The sequence below is a fragment of the uncultured Roseobacter sp. genome (assembly GCF_947493125.1).
Lineage (GTDB): Bacteria > Pseudomonadota > Alphaproteobacteria > Rhodobacterales > Rhodobacteraceae > Roseobacter.
In genome coordinates this window covers 20,404-34,591 of record NZ_CANLQB010000008.1, presented here as the reverse complement: position 1 = coordinate 34,591, position 14,188 = coordinate 20,404, and the positions used below count along the sequence as shown (strand labels likewise).

At 60.1% G+C, this 14,188-nt stretch carries 11 protein-coding genes; 8 read left to right on the top strand and 3 right to left on the bottom strand.

The window, feature by feature from the left end; all coding sequences use genetic code 11:
- Nucleotides 1–2 precede the first annotated feature (2 nt).
- Together Q1A71_RS17370 and Q1A71_RS17365 are read right to left on the bottom strand one after the other, a co-directional pair.
- Nucleotides 3–1,925 (bottom strand): fasciclin domain-containing protein, encoded by a 1,923-nt coding sequence (locus Q1A71_RS17370; RefSeq protein WP_299679243.1) that lies wholly within the window; start codon nucleotides 1,923–1,925, stop codon nucleotides 3–5.
- A gap of 23 nt (nucleotides 1,926–1,948) precedes the next feature.
- Complete coding sequence (locus Q1A71_RS17365) at nucleotides 1,949–2,383, bottom strand: fasciclin domain-containing protein (RefSeq protein WP_299679872.1); 435 nt, start codon at nucleotides 2,381–2,383, stop codon at nucleotides 1,949–1,951.
- Nucleotides 2,384–2,558: 175 nt separating this feature from the next.
- Here Q1A71_RS17365 and Q1A71_RS17360 point away from each other — a divergent pair, with 175 nt between their 5' ends.
- Together Q1A71_RS17360 and Q1A71_RS17355 are read left to right on the top strand one after the other, a co-directional pair.
- Nucleotides 2,559–3,401, top strand: a complete 843-nt coding sequence (locus Q1A71_RS17360; protein ID WP_299679240.1) for a DUF6502 family protein — start codon at nucleotides 2,559–2,561, stop codon at nucleotides 3,399–3,401.
- On the top strand, nucleotides 3,388–4,314 hold the full coding sequence (locus Q1A71_RS17355) for a DUF5666 domain-containing protein (protein ID WP_299679237.1): 927 nt from the start codon (nucleotides 3,388–3,390) through the stop codon (nucleotides 4,312–4,314). The genes Q1A71_RS17360 and Q1A71_RS17355 overlap by 14 nt, the downstream gene beginning before the upstream one ends.
- A gap of 11 nt (nucleotides 4,315–4,325) precedes the next feature.
- Here the strand turns inward: Q1A71_RS17355 and Q1A71_RS17350 are convergent, their stop codons facing one another.
- Nucleotides 4,326–5,345 (bottom strand): LacI family DNA-binding transcriptional regulator, encoded by a 1,020-nt coding sequence (locus Q1A71_RS17350; protein ID WP_299679234.1) that lies wholly within the window; start codon nucleotides 5,343–5,345, stop codon nucleotides 4,326–4,328.
- A gap of 175 nt (nucleotides 5,346–5,520) precedes the next feature.
- On the opposite strand from Q1A71_RS17350, the gene Q1A71_RS17345 reads away from it, so the two are divergent.
- The 6 genes from Q1A71_RS17345 (at nucleotide 5,521) to Q1A71_RS17320 (ending at nucleotide 14,157) form a co-directional block, all read left to right on the top strand.
- Nucleotides 5,521–6,603 carry an ABC transporter ATP-binding protein gene (locus Q1A71_RS17345; protein WP_299679231.1) on the top strand — a complete coding sequence of 361 codons (1,083 nt, stop codon included), beginning with the start codon at nucleotides 5,521–5,523 and terminating at the stop codon, nucleotides 6,601–6,603.
- Nucleotides 6,604–6,636: 33 nt separating this feature from the next.
- Entirely contained in the window at nucleotides 6,637–7,989 is a 1,353-nt protein-coding gene (locus tag Q1A71_RS17340) for an extracellular solute-binding protein (RefSeq protein WP_299679228.1), read from the top strand.
- 187 nt (nucleotides 7,990–8,176) lie between these two features.
- On the top strand, nucleotides 8,177–9,094 hold the full coding sequence (locus Q1A71_RS17335; protein WP_299679225.1) for a sugar ABC transporter permease: 918 nt from the start codon (nucleotides 8,177–8,179) through the stop codon (nucleotides 9,092–9,094).
- Nucleotides 9,094–9,966 (top strand): carbohydrate ABC transporter permease, encoded by an 873-nt coding sequence (locus Q1A71_RS17330; protein ID WP_299679222.1) that lies wholly within the window; start codon nucleotides 9,094–9,096, stop codon nucleotides 9,964–9,966. Before Q1A71_RS17335 ends, Q1A71_RS17330 begins: the two co-directional genes overlap by 1 nt.
- Nucleotides 9,966–10,721: a cytochrome b561 domain-containing protein gene (locus tag Q1A71_RS17325; RefSeq protein WP_299679219.1), complete on the top strand. Its 756-nt coding sequence runs from the start codon at nucleotides 9,966–9,968 to the stop codon at nucleotides 10,719–10,721. The genes Q1A71_RS17330 and Q1A71_RS17325 overlap by 1 nt, the downstream gene beginning before the upstream one ends.
- Nucleotides 10,722–10,824: 103 nt before the next feature.
- Nucleotides 10,825–14,157 carry an EAL domain-containing protein gene (locus tag Q1A71_RS17320; RefSeq protein WP_299679216.1) on the top strand — a complete coding sequence of 1,111 codons (3,333 nt, stop codon included), beginning with the start codon at nucleotides 10,825–10,827 and terminating at the stop codon, nucleotides 14,155–14,157.
- The last annotated feature ends 31 nt before the right edge of the window (nucleotides 14,158–14,188 follow it).

Here is a 14,188-nt window from a genome sequence, read left to right as displayed (position 1 = left end):
TGTCAGAACAGGAAATCGTCTTCCGACAGATCAAGACGCGCACCCTGAACTACGATGCTCTGATCATCGCCCAGTGTAATCTCCGCCCGATGACCACGCACCTCGATCGCACCCTCGAGATCGGCGAAGCTCTCGAACTCCGTACCGCTGAGATCGATCAGGTCAATACCATCTTCAAACCGGAAGATGCGGTCATGGCCGTCACCCGTGTTAAAGATGAAGATATCCGCATCCCGTCCACCAAACAGCTTGTCGTTCCCTGTACCGCCCGTGATCATATCCATGCCACGACCGCCGGAAATAACGTCGTTGCCATCACCGCCTACACCGACATCATCACCACGCCCGAGGAAGATCTTATCATGGCCACCGTTGCCGTCGACCAGGTCATTGTCGCGGCCGGTCCGGATGAAGCTGTTGGTGTCATCGTCGATGACGAAGTCCACGTCGTTCGACCCGTCGGACTGCAGCAGGTCTGCGGGCAGCAGGACGCCGTCCAGCACATGAGCAATGCCGTTCTCAGCCTGGATATCCGTCGCGATCAGGTTCGGGTTCGGCACGTCCGGATCCGCGTCGACAAGGCTGGTCCCGTCAACACCAAGGCTGCCTCCCTGCAGCGTCTCGATCTCATCTGCGGACAGAACGTCTTCGGACCCGAGCGATTGCGGCGCCACGTGGTAGGTCAGAACCTCGGTCAAGAGCGGGATCGGGTCGCCGCCACCCAGCAGTGTCAGCGCCTCGACCAGATATGCGAAAGCCTCACCCTCATCGCTGCCCTCGAAGCCAAGCGCCTGGGAGAGGCCAACAAAGGCCGCATCATTCGGGGCGAAGACGGTCAGATCGGCCTCCGGATCGTCCAGCGCGCCGACAAGTCCGGCAGTCTGAACCGCCGTCAGAAGCAGGTCGAAATCGGTGCCATCCTGATCGAAGGTCCCGCCGCTGGCCGCCACGATGCCCGCCAGCGTCGGAAGATCGGGCTCCGGTGCTTCGTTGCCGGGGATGTCGAGCGGCAGAAGGACGCGGTCAATCACCTGGATAATACCATTCGCAGCCTCGACGTCTTCGCCCACGATATTTGGGTTCGCGACATCGGGTTCATTGTCGACCAACTCCGTTCCTTCGGAGCCGAACGTCGCATCGGTCAGGAGCGTGGTGACCTGATCGGCGCCATCCACTTCGGCTGCGGTCTTGGCTCCGGGCGAGACATGGTACAGCAGGATATTCGTCAGCAGCGGGATCGGGTCTCCATCCGGTGCAAGCCCGGCCAGTGCGCCGGCGATGAACCCGAACACTGCGCTCTCGTCGGAGGTATCCCCTGCAAAACCCAGATCCACGGCAAGTGCGGTGAAGGCCGCGTCTGTTGGTGCAAATACAGTGATGTCAGCGGAGTCGCGCACGGCATCAACGAGGTTCGCCGCGGTCAGTGCCTGCACGAGAATGTTGAAATCGTCGGATCCCGCCGCGATATCGACAATATTCCCAGCAGGTTCAGCAAGCGGTCCGCCAGAGAGTTTATCATAGCTCACACCACGGAAGACGTTGACGCTGCTGCCGACAGTGAGAGTGACACCGGCGGGCGGCACGTCACCGAGAAAGGTGAAGTTGTCGGGCAACCGGCCGGGCTGCTCCAGTTCCACCAGACGGTAGGTCTGGCCGTCATCGCCGTAGAGATGCCAGATCTGCTCGGCATAGAGTCTGCCGCCGTTGCCGATCTCATCATCACCCCTCAGGATTTCAGCTGTCTGCTGCGACCGGTCGTCACCACGCTCGTTGCGCAACGCATCACCCGACAAGCGGTGGTCGTCATCTGTGACCGTGAATGAGAGTGTCGCGGTCTCCGGCATGGTGAAGGTGATGTGCGGAGCGATATGGCCGGTCCCGAAGAGGTCCGGTTCCGCAAAGCCTGTAAATGTGAAGGTGCTCATATGGGTCTCCTTTCGGTCTCGGATCAGGGCAGTAGAACTTTGTCGATGACGTGGATGACGCCGTTGGACGCTTCGATATCCGCAGCGGTGACTGTCGCATCATTGACTTTGACGCCGTTACGCCCATCGACGTGTACGGTCTGGCCGTTTACTGTCTCCGGGTTCAAGCGTTGGCCCGCCACATCGGCCGCCATCACTTTGCCAGGCAGGACGTGGTAGGTCAGGATGGCAGTCAGCTGATCCTTGTTCTCCGGCTTGAGCAGGGTTTCGACCGTGCCGTCGGGCAGAGCGGCAAATGCCTCATCCGTTGGGGCAAAGACCGTGAAGGGTCCCTCTCCCTGCAGGGTCTCGACGAGATCGGCAGCGCTGACGGCGGCCACCAAGGTCTCGAACGATCCAGCCGACTGCGCGACCTCCACGATATCGGGGGCGCTGGTTGTGGTGGCGCATCCTGCCATGGCCAATGCACCTGCCAGAACCGACGCTTTGAAAAGGCTCAGCAACTTCATAGAAATATCCTCCTTTGCAAGATGTGTGCATTTTTTACACATCAATATGACCCTATTTGGGTCACTCGGTCGCAGAGGCAAGATTTTTGTGGAATTTTTTCACACTATCACTGATGTTCGATCCATGACGACGGGTGACCCCTTTTCGAGATCCACGCTGTTTGAGCGTGCTGTGCGGCGCATCTTGCGCCCCTTGGTGCGCGCGCTGATCGCGCAGGGTGTCTCTGCGCCCGCGCTCTACCGCATCGTGAAGCAAACCTACGTCGAGGTGGCCGTCGATGATCTGGGGGAGGACGCCACGGACAGCCGAGTCAACGTTGTGACCGGCGTGCATCGACGTGACGTCAAGGAGTTTCGAGCTCGCGACAAGAACGAAAGCACCGAGACTCAACGCAAGGTCTCCATTCTTCTGACCGTGGTTGGCCGCTGGCTCTCAGACCCTGCGTTCTCAGAGAACGACCAGCCGAGGGTTCTGCCACGTTTCGCCACGGATGGTCCGAGTTTCGAGACCCTGGTCCAGTCGGTGAGCCGCGACATTCGTCCTCGCACAGTGTTGGACGAGTTGACCCGGCAGGGAATTGCAGCGCTGGAAGAGGATCAGGTGCGCCTGCTTTCGGAAGGTCTGGTGGGATCTGCCGACACAGACCAGAAGCTGCATTTCTTCGCACACAACCTCGCTGATCACATGCAGGCCGGGGTCGAAAATCTGCTGTCTGACACACCGCAGTATTTGGAGCGGGCCGTATTCTACAATCATCTTGAAGCCGCCTCAGTTTCAGATCTCGAAGCGACAGCGCGCCAGTTGAGCCAGGACAGTCTGCGGCAACTCAATACGTTGGCTGCTGGCAAACAGGCCGGTGACAAGGCCAAACCGTCAGCCACGCATCGCTTTAGATTTGGCGTCTTTTTCTACAGAGAAGACGAGGACGCCGACACAAAAGGAAGTTCCACCGATGACGACCGGTAAGCTCTCTCGTCGTTTCGCCTTGGCCGCGGGTCTGTCCAGCCTGATGTGGCCACAGACCGCGTGGCCAAGGCCCGAAGATCGCGAGGTCGAAGGCGGCATCGGCGGCACAGGGATTGTGGGCATTCTGACCGAGTTCGGCAGCCTGATCGTCAGCGGCAACCGCGTTGAGACCGACTTGCGCACGGAATTCAGCGGCCCGTTCGGGCCGCTTTCGGAGAGTGATATTCGCGTTGGCGACAGCCTGACCATCGAGGCCTTGGGCTCTGCCGGGAACCTGAGAGCGCGCCGTGTCCATGTGACCTACCCGCTCGTCGGGACCGTTTCTGAGCGCGCGCGAGGCGGACGGCAATTGACCGTGAATGGTGTCCCTGTTCTGACCGAAGCAGGCGCGCCGCTGCCGTCGGTGGGAGACAGGGTGGCTGTGTCAGGCCTATGGCGGGATGACGAGGTGGTCGCCAGTCGGCTGAGCCTTGTTTCAGGCACCCTCGACTTGGTATCGGGCGATGTCCTTCGCACCGCCCGAGGCATTCGGATCGGGCCCGTGTCGACACGCGGTCGCGGTCTGGCGTCGCGGAGCAACGGATCGTTCGCAAGCGCCATCGGGCGTTTCGATGCGGATCGCGGCATTTTGCGCGCCACAGACATTACAACCGCTCGGTTTACGGGCGCCGCCGGCGCTCTTGCCCGTCTTTCAATCGAAGGGTATCTGACCCGATCTCCCACTGCCCCAGGGTACCGGATCGCCGGTCTCGGCCATAGCTTTGAGCGCAATCTCGATCTGCAGAAGTACGCAGAGGCGCGCGTCCTGTTCAACGGGGCCTACACCGGTCGTTTTGCAGCTGAGAGCGCCGTGATCCTGCCTGACAACGTGAGCGCGCGACAGCGTGTTCTGCGCCGCCTTGCCAATAGCTGAGCCCACTTGCTTCAGGATGTCTGCGGACGGGTCGTTTCGCCCGGGATGAGTTCCAGCGGTAGCGGCTTGGATTTCTCGACAGCGACTCCATTGATCCGGGCCAGCAAATTTGTGGCGCCCGTAATGCCCATCAAACGCCGCAAGGTTCTGACCGTGGTCAGTTTCTTGGGCAGAACGCTCGCCAGGTCGAGTTGGTTGAAACCGGCAATCCCGATGTCTTCCGGCACCGACAGGCCGCGCTTCTGGCAACACATGAGACCACCGAAGGCCATGTGATCGTTGAGATAGCAAATGATATCCGGCGCTGCGGTGTCGAGCAGTTGCGCCGTGCCATCAAAGCCAGTGGCAAAGGAGTTACCCGCGTCGGGTCGAGCAGAGAGCACGGGAACGGACATGTCCTGGGAAAAGACCGTTCGCAGCCCCGCGAGACGCGCATCGGCGCGGGTATCGTGCCCTCGCGGCGCGCTGACAAAGGCAGGGCGCGTATATCCCATTGCCACGGCGTGCGCACCAATCATCTGGCCTGCTTTGAAATGATCGATCCCAACGCAGATGTCGATTGGATGATCCGTGTGATCCCAAATTTCCAGAACCGGGATCGGCGAGGCCCGCAGCAGTTCGACCGTTTCTGGCTTGTGATCAAGCCCGGTGAGGATGATCCCTGCGGGCTGCCAGGAGAGCAGCCGACGCACCCAGTTCAGCTCGGCGTCCGGGTTATACTCGGTTGTATCGATGACGCTCGAGTATCCTGCAGAGTCGAGCGTCCGCCGCATCCCGTTGAGGATGTCAGCGAAGACTTCTCCCGCGAAGGTGGGCAGGGAAATCCCGATCAGATTGGAGTTCGCGACCGCCAGTGAGCGGGCGTTGCTGTTGGGCACATACTTCATGTCCCGCGCGATCTTCAGAATCTCCGCACGGGTCTTTTCGGAAACTCCCTCCACCCCGCGAATGGCCCGCGAGACGCTCATGATGCTCACCCCGGCGCGGGCGGCGACGTCTTCAATCTTGGTCGGTGACCGTGCTCTACCCAATGGAGCACGCCCGATCAGTTGTCATTTTTACATTTATCATCATATAGATAACCCTATTATGAACGTTAACGCTAACGTTCATTCTGGCTTTTTCGCTTCGTTATTGGAAGTCCTTTGGGCAGTCTGAACAAAGAGGCTGGGAGGCTTCTTCGGAAATCGGCGCTTGGGGGGACATGTGCCACGTATCGTTTTTGATCAGGTATCCAAGAGCTATGGCGCGGTGGAGGTGCTGCCGCCCTTCGACCTCAGCTTGGATGATGGTGAGTTCACGGTGCTCGTCGGTCCGTCTGGCTGCGGAAAATCGACAACGCTACGGATGCTCGCGGGACTGGAGACCGTGACCAGCGGCGAGATCTTTTTCGATGACAGGCCCATCAGCAAACTGGATCCGAAGGAACGCGACCTTGCCATGGTGTTCCAGGACTATGCGCTCTACCCACATATGAACATCGCCAAGAATATGTCCTTTGCCCTGCGACTGGCCCGGGTCTCAAAATCGGAGATCGAGAGCAAGGTGCAGCGCGTGGCGGAGATGCTGAACATCGCGCATCTGCTTGATCGCAAGCCGGCGGAGCTTTCGGGCGGGCAGCGCCAGCGGGTGGCCATGGGGCGGGCGTTGGTGCGGGATGCCGGCACGTTTCTGTTCGATGAGCCACTCTCGAACCTCGATGCCAAGCTGCGCGGCAAGATGCGCGCCGAGCTGGCCGAGATGCGCGACACAATCGACAAGAACATGGTCTACGTCACCCACGACCAGGTCGAGGCGATGACCCTTGGTGACAGGATTGTCGTGATGAGCGATGGTCTGATCCAGCAGCAAGGCAGCCCGGAAGAGCTGTTCAAGGCCCCTGTGAACACGTTCGTTGCGGGTTTCATCGGCGCACCCACGATGAATTTCGTGGACGGCGACCTGGTGGACGAAAAAGGCGCGCTCTGGGTGCGCGGCGACGGATACGCCCTGCCCCTGACCGCAGAGGCGGGCGCGCGTCTGGCCTCGGCCAGGGACCGCGCCGTCACCGTCGGTCTGCGGCCGTCCAGCTTTACCACCGACCTGTCCCAAAGCGCGCCGATTGAGCTGAAGGTCGTGGTGTCCGAGTATCTCGGCGCGCAGTCGGTTCTGGTGACCCGTTGCGGGGCGGCGGAAATTCTCGTTGAGACACAGAGTGCAGCGCCCGTACGTGCCGGAACCGAGCAGACCTTTGGCGTGCTGACCAATGAAATCATGATCTTCGACAAAACGTCCGGGCTGCGGCTCTGACAGACAAGACATAGCATCAGGGAGGACTGAAGAATGCTATCACTCACGAAAATGCTGACCGGTACGGCGGTCAGGGCAAGCCTGACCGGGACAGCGGTCTCGGCCACGATGGCCGGCGCCCTTTTTGCCAATCCGTATGAGCCTTACGAGGGCACCACTTTGGTGATCAACGTGCCGGCCCATCCGCATTACAACGCGATGATGAAGGTGCTGCCAGCCTTCACCGAAGAGACGGGCATCGAGGTTGAGGTGGACCAACTGCAGTACCTCAAGATGCGTGAACGTCAGACGCTGGAACTGACCAAAGACGAGGGCGACTACGACATGATCGCCTATGTGGTCTTTTCCAAGGCCGACTACGTCTATGCGGATCAGTTGGAAAACCTCGCCAAATACTTCATGAACCCGGCACTGGCAGATCCGAACTATGATCAGGCGGACCTAATCTCCGGATACGTCGAAAACATTGGTGTAGCGGGCGGCCAAAAGGGCTACCTGCCCGGGCAGCTGGGCTCCGCCTTCGGCATTCCCTTTGGGTCCGAGACGAGCGTGTTGGCCTATCGCAAGGACATCTTCGAAAAGCATGGCATTCCCGTCCCCGAGAATTACGACCAATTGCTCGATGCAGCCTGCAAGATCCCCGAGGTCGAGCCCGGCATGGGCGGTATGGCCTCTCGTGCGGCGTCCGGCCACCAGGCAAGCCATGCGTTCCTGCTGCATCTCGCACCGCTGGGTGGCCGCGTCTTCGATGACAACTGGGAGCCGATCATCAACAACGAAGCTGGCGTGGCAGCAGCCAATGCGTTGAAAACCATCGTGGACTGCGGCCCCGACGGCAGTCAGACGTTCGGTCCTGCCGAAGCGGCCGCGGCCTTCCAGCAGGGTCAGGCGGCCATGTTCATGGACAGCATCGCCTTTGCTGCTGGCTTTGAAGACCCCAGCAAATCCACCGTCGCGGGCAAGGTCGGCTATGCGCTGCATCCCGAAGGTGTGCGCCGGGGCTCGCAAACCGGCGGCTTCGGCATCGCCATCCCGAAAAACGCCCAGAACAAGGAAGCGGCCTTCCTGCTGATGCAGTGGCTGACCTCCAAGGAGGGCGATCTGATGGTGGCCATGGCCGGCGGCAACCCCTCCCGCTTCTCCACCTACGAGAATGCGGAACTGAACGAGAAGTACCCCTACTCGGCCACTTTCGGTGAGGCGCTGAAGTATGCCGACCCGGACTGGCGCCCGATCATTCCGACCTGGGGCAAGATCAACGCGGACATCGGAACGATCATGAGCCAAGTGCTGACCGAGGGCCTCGACCCGCAAGAGGCGCTGAACGGCGTCGCTGAACGCGCCCGAGCCATCATGGACGAGGCCGGGTACTACACCTGGCAATAACTGTCAGCTCGGCTGACCGAGTGGGGTGAGCGGGTTTTCCACGGGAAAACCTGCGGCCCCACCCCCTCTCAACTCTACGCTCCGACAGCACGACACTGTCTCAGCCAGAGGGGGCCACACGATCAAGGGGTCCGGCGCACCGCTCTCCAGCGCCGGCCCCACACTCCCGCAGCACGGACCGCACCCCATGCAGATCGCCAACGCAAATCGGCTGACACCCTACCTCTTCCTCGCCCCCGCGGCGCTGGTGATGGCAGTCGCCCTGCTCTACCCGATTGGCTACATGATCTATGCCAGTTTCCTGGACTGGAACCCCAGCCAGCGGATTGGCGAAGCGGAGTTCGTGGGTCTGCGGAACTACGTCAATCTGCTGAGCGATGCGGCCTTTCGGGAGAGCTTCTGGGTTACACTGAAGTTCGCAGCCGTGGTCGTCACCATCGAAATGGTGCTGGGCGTCGGCCTGGCGCTGCTGCTCGATCGCAACATCCGCGGCATGTCGGTGCTGCGCACGCTCTTCATCCTGCCGATGATGATCGCGCCCATCGTGGTGGGCCTGATGTGGCGCTATATGTATCACCCGTCCGTCGGCATATTTAACAGAACAATCAAGTCCATGGGCTTTGAACCGATCCCCTGGCTCAGCGACGGCAATTGGGCCTTTGCCTCGGTGGTGATCGCCGATGTCTGGCAGTGGACCCCCTTCATCTTCATCCTGTCGCTGGCGGCGCTGCAATCGCTGCCACAGTCGGCGATGGAGGCGGCGCGCATCGACGGGGCGACGGGCTGGCAGCAGATCGTCTATATCAAGCTGCCGCTGATGATGCCGGTGCTGATCGTGACCCTGCTTTTACGCCTAATCGACGCCTTCAAGGTGCTGGAGGTCATCCTGGTGCTGACCAACGGCGGGCCCGGTCTCTCCACCGAAATCCTGTCTTTGCGCATCTCCCGCACAGCATCAGAATTCCGCGAGCTTGGGGAGGCCGCGGCCATGTCGAACTACCTGCTGATCCTGCTGGTGATCCTGACCTTTGCCATGTTCGCCTACAACAAGGCTGTCGAGGCGCGCACGGCCCGGCTGCGCAAAGCGGCAGAGGAGGACCTCTGATGGCAGAAAAAGTCTACGACAGGCAGAACCCCGCTTTCTATGCGCTGCTAGTGGCTCTGGTGGTCATGGCTGTGGGACCCATCTTCATGATGCTGATCACCTCGCTGAAGCTGAACGTGGACATCATGTCGGACAGCTCCTCGCTGCTCTTCATGCCGACACTGCGCAACTATGAAACCGCGCTGTGTGACTTTCTGTGGTACGACGCACCGCACATCGATTATTGCGACAAGACCTTTGGCCGGGCGCTGATCAATTCGCTGATTATCGCTCTGGTCTCGACCGTGATCACGCTGGTGATCGGCTGTATGGCCGCCTACGCGCTGGTGCGCTTCCGTTTCATGGGGCGCGATACGGTCTCCCTCTCGACGCTGGCCATGCGCATGGTGCCGCCCGCCGTTCTGCTGGTGCCCGTCTTCGGCATCTGGACGTTCCAGTTCCAGATCGACGGCACGCGCGCAGGGATCATTCTGGTGTACGTGGCGATGAACCTCCCCTTCGTCATCTGGATTCTGCAGAGCTTTATCGTGCAGGTGCCAATCCAGCTGGAAGAGGCCGCGCGCATGGATGGCGCCGGCCCCTTTCAGGTCTTCTTTCTGGTCGTGCTGCCCCTGATCAAACCCGGGCTGGCAGCAGCCGCAATCTTTACCTTCCGCGTGGCCTGGAACGAGTTCCTCTTGGCCAATGCGCTGGCGGATCGAAACTCGCGCACGGTCCCCGTTACAATCGTGAACTCCATCACCGAGTTTGACATCGACTGGGGCGTGATCATGGCCACCGGTATGTTGCTGGCGATCCCACCCATCATTTTCACGTTCGTGGCCTCGCGCCAGATCATCACCGGCATGACTGCAGGGGCGGTCAAGGGCTGATGTGGGAGTGGCTGCTTGCCCCCATGGACGCAGCCCGCGACCATAACGTCGGCTGGCACCTGAGCTGGCACGCGCGCATCATGGTGCTGGCTTGGGGTGTCTTGGTACCACTGGGTATTTTCACGGCCCGCTACTTCAAAATAGCGCCAGGGCAAGACTGGCCCCAGACGTTGGATCACCACTTCTGGTGGAATACGCATCGCATCTGCCAGTATTCCGCCTTTGCTCTGATGCTTTTGGGGCTGTGGCTGATCCTGACCGCCCCGCCGATGGCCACCCTCCCCGGGCCGCACTGGTTTCTGGGCTGGTCGGTCGTGGCACTTGGGCTCGTGCAGATCCTCGGCGGCCTCTTCAGAGGGACGAAGGGAGGTCCGACCGAGCCCGGACCCGATGGCTCTTGGCGTGGCGATCATTTCGACATGACGCCTCGGCGCAAGGCCTTTGAATATTTGCACAAAAGCGCGGGATACACCGCCCTCCTGCTGTCGGTGGCGACCATCTTTTCGGGCCTCTGGCAAGCCAATGGACCAAATTGGATGTGGCTGACGCTGGTGATGTGGTGGGGCGGCCTCATCGGCCTGTCCGTCGTTCTGCAACGCCGCGGGATGGCAATTGACACCTATCAGGCGATCTGGGGCCCCGACCCCAAACTGCCAGGAAACCAGCTCAAACCCATCGGCTTTGGCGTCCGGCGTATTGAGCAGCAAGACGCGCCCATACACCGAGCGGAACACAAGCCAACCCCTGGCCAGTGATCAGAGAATATCGCCGCGTCGGTGCATTTCGTTAAAAGTCGAGAGTTACGCTTAGAGTAACCAATGACTCGTATGAACTTATGGTCGTTACCAGGGTCGGTTCATGCAACTGTCAGATGTCATAAACGATTTCTTGTCGCTGACGCAGGACGCGGTTGGCATAGGCTATCGCGGGCCATCCGATGACACGGCGCGTTTGGTCTACGTCAACCGATCCTACGGCACCCTCTTCGGCTACGATACCGATAAGATTCTTGGCCAACCCGTCGATATTGTCCATGACCCCGACAGCTGGGACGAATTCGTCGCCAAGGTGGCGCCGCTCTTTCGCGCGGGTAAACAGACCTTTCAAACCGAAACCACCTGCGTCCGATCTGACGGCAGCAAGTTCTGGGCAAGCATCTCCTTTTTCGCCTTTGATGACGAGGAGACCGGTGGCCGCTATAGCTGTGCCACCTTTCGCGATATCTCCGACCTGAAGGAACGGGAAGACGCTGCGGCCACTGCCCTCAAGGACCGCGATGCGCTTCTCTCCGAACAAGCCACGATGTATCGCGAACTGCTCGCCACTCAAACGCGGCTGCTATCAGCGATGAATGCCTATCCCGACCCTTTCGTGATCTACGACAAGGAGATGAGGTTGGTGGTCGGGAACACCGCCTACAAGGCGTCGATGTCCACCGAGCCAGAGGCAATCAAGCCGGGCATGCACATCCGGGATGTCATGAACCACGCCTTTGATTGCGGGCAAATGGATGTGCCGCCGGAAGGACGCGCGGTCTTCTTCGATCGGCTGGATGATCCTGCGCAGATTTCGCGAACCGCCGAGATCATCGAACTGCCCGGCGACGTTCATCACCGGATTCTGCGCAGCGTCGCTGACAATGGCGACTGGGTGGTTATCCGCCTCGATGTCACCGAAATCATACGCCAGCGACGGCAATCAACCGAGACGCACGCCAGGACCATCGCGGCATTGAACGCCTATCCCGACCCGTTTGCGATCTATGATGCCGATGAACGCCTGGTCATGTGGAACGATGCCTTCACCCGGTCGATCACCGACGCCCCCGAAGAGCTTCACGTTGGAATGACGGGGGCCGAGGTTCGGGCCATCGGTGTCCGCTACGGGCGGTTCGTCGCGGAAACGGCAACCCTGCCGTATATGGAACACACACCGCAGGACGACAGCCTACCGGTCTCTCCTCATACGGATATCGAACTTCCCGGGGACGCGCACCGCAGGGTCCTGCGCAGCCAGGCTCCGAACGGCGATTTCGTGGTCATCCAGATGGATACCACGGAACTTGTGCGCCAAAGACGCGCAGCCGAAAGGCTTCAGGAGCGACTTCTGGCAGCGATCAGCGCCTATCCCGCCCCGTTTTGCATCTACGACAGCAACTCCCGTCTTGTGGTGTGGAACGACAGCTATAGCGATGCGCTGACCGACACTCCGAGCGATCTCTATGAGGGGATGCCACTGGAAGAAGCCATGCGCATTGGTCTGCGAAACGGTCGCTTTGCCATGGCTGTGGGCCGCGAAGAAGCCTGGCTGCGTGAGACATTGGCGTCCGCCAAGGACATCAGGCCCGTCGAGGATATCGAGCTTGACGGCGACCGGCACCATCGTCTGCTCAGATCGAAGTCCCGGAATGGCGATCTGGTCGTGGTCCGGTTGGACACCACAGAACTTGTGCGCCAGCGCCGTGCCCTGCAAGAAACCCAGGATCGTCTGATCTCCGCCATCAATGCTTTTCCCGACCCCTTCTCGATTTACGACAAAGACCTGAACTTGGTCATGTGGAACCCCGCCTTTGTCGCTTCGTTGACCGACAACCCGGACGATATCGGTGCCGGAATGAACGTCTCCGATGTGGTCGGCGTCGCTGTAAAAAACGGTCGGGTCCCAGCAGCGAAAGGACGCGAAAAGGAATGGGTCAAAGACTACGTGAACTCCGATACGATCCTCGGCGAGGAGGAAGACTTCGAATTCGCGAACGACACGCATTACCGGATCATCCGGTCCCGCTCGGAGAACGGAGAGACGCTCGTCCTTCGGCTCAACCTTACAGAAACGATCCGGCAAAGGCGCGCGCTTGAAGACTACGCAAAGCAGTTGGAGGCAGCGAACCAACAGATCACCTTCAAGGCGTTGCACGATCAACTGACCGGTCTTGGGAACCGCCGCTATTTGTCCGAAAAATTCGAGGAGCTGTCGCGTCGGCGCCAGAAGAAGGGGGGCGAGCTTGCGGCCCTCCACATCGATCTTGATCGTTTCAAGCAGATCAATGACACCATTGGTCACGCCGCTGGGGACCACGTGCTGATTGATGTCGCGCACCGGATTCGGTCAAACGTTCGCGCAGGTGACGTGGTTGCGCGGATCGGTGGGGATGAATTCGTTATTCTGCTGCAAGTGCCGGATGGCAGCGAGCGTCCCGAGACACTCGCCGAAGCGCTGCTCGAAGACCTTGCCAAGCCCGCGATGTTCGAAGGGCGGGAGTGTCGCTTCGGCGCCTCCATCGGAATCGCCCGCACCCCGCTGGCCAACGAACGCGATTTGCTGACCAATTCGGATGTGGCGCTTTACAAGGCCAAGCGCGCTGGTCGCGGTCAGCTTGCAGTCTTTGATCGCTGCGACATTGACGAGATGCGTGATACCAAGCGCCTTGCAGATGACATCATGCGCGGTCTCGAACAAAGAGAGTTCATCCCCCATTACCAGCCCCAGGTCGATTGCCAGAGCGGGGCTGTTGTTGGCGTTGAGGCGCTGGCGCGCTGGTCGCATCCAACCGACGGCATTCGTATGCCGGACAGTTTTCTGGGTGTTGCAACGGATCTGAACGTCGTCGCGGATATCGACCGCATGATCTTTGAACGCGCGATTGAGGAGTGCGAAGCTGCGTTTCGCGACATGGACGAGCGCCCGAACCTGTCATTCAACGTCAGCGCAAACCGGCTTCAATTCGAGGAAATTGCTGAGATCGGAAGGCTGTCGCGTGCCTACTCGGGCGATGTGGCGTTTGAGCTTCTTGAGACCATCTTTCTGGAAGAGGAAAGCGACGCCTTCATGTTGCAGCTGGATCAGTTGCGCGAAATGGGGATCTCTTTGGAGGTAGATGACTTTGGCAGCGGGCGGGCCTCAATTGTTGCGCTTCAACGGATTGCGCCCGACCGGCTCAAGATCGACCGCCGGCTGATCTCACCAATGGCGCGAGGCAACAACGCAACGCGCCTGGTGAAGTCCATCATCGACATCGGGCACGCCTTGGATATCGGCGTCATTGCGGAGGGTGTCGAAACCGCCGAGCAGGCCCGCATTCTGACAGAGCTGGGAGCGGGTCGCCTGCAAGGTTATTACTTCTCTCGCCCGCTAGGTCTCTCCGGGCTGGTGGAGTACATGAAGCGGAACCGTAGCGGACGACACAGCGGATGATCCGCGAAGCCTCTTTCAAGTCAGGCCCGAC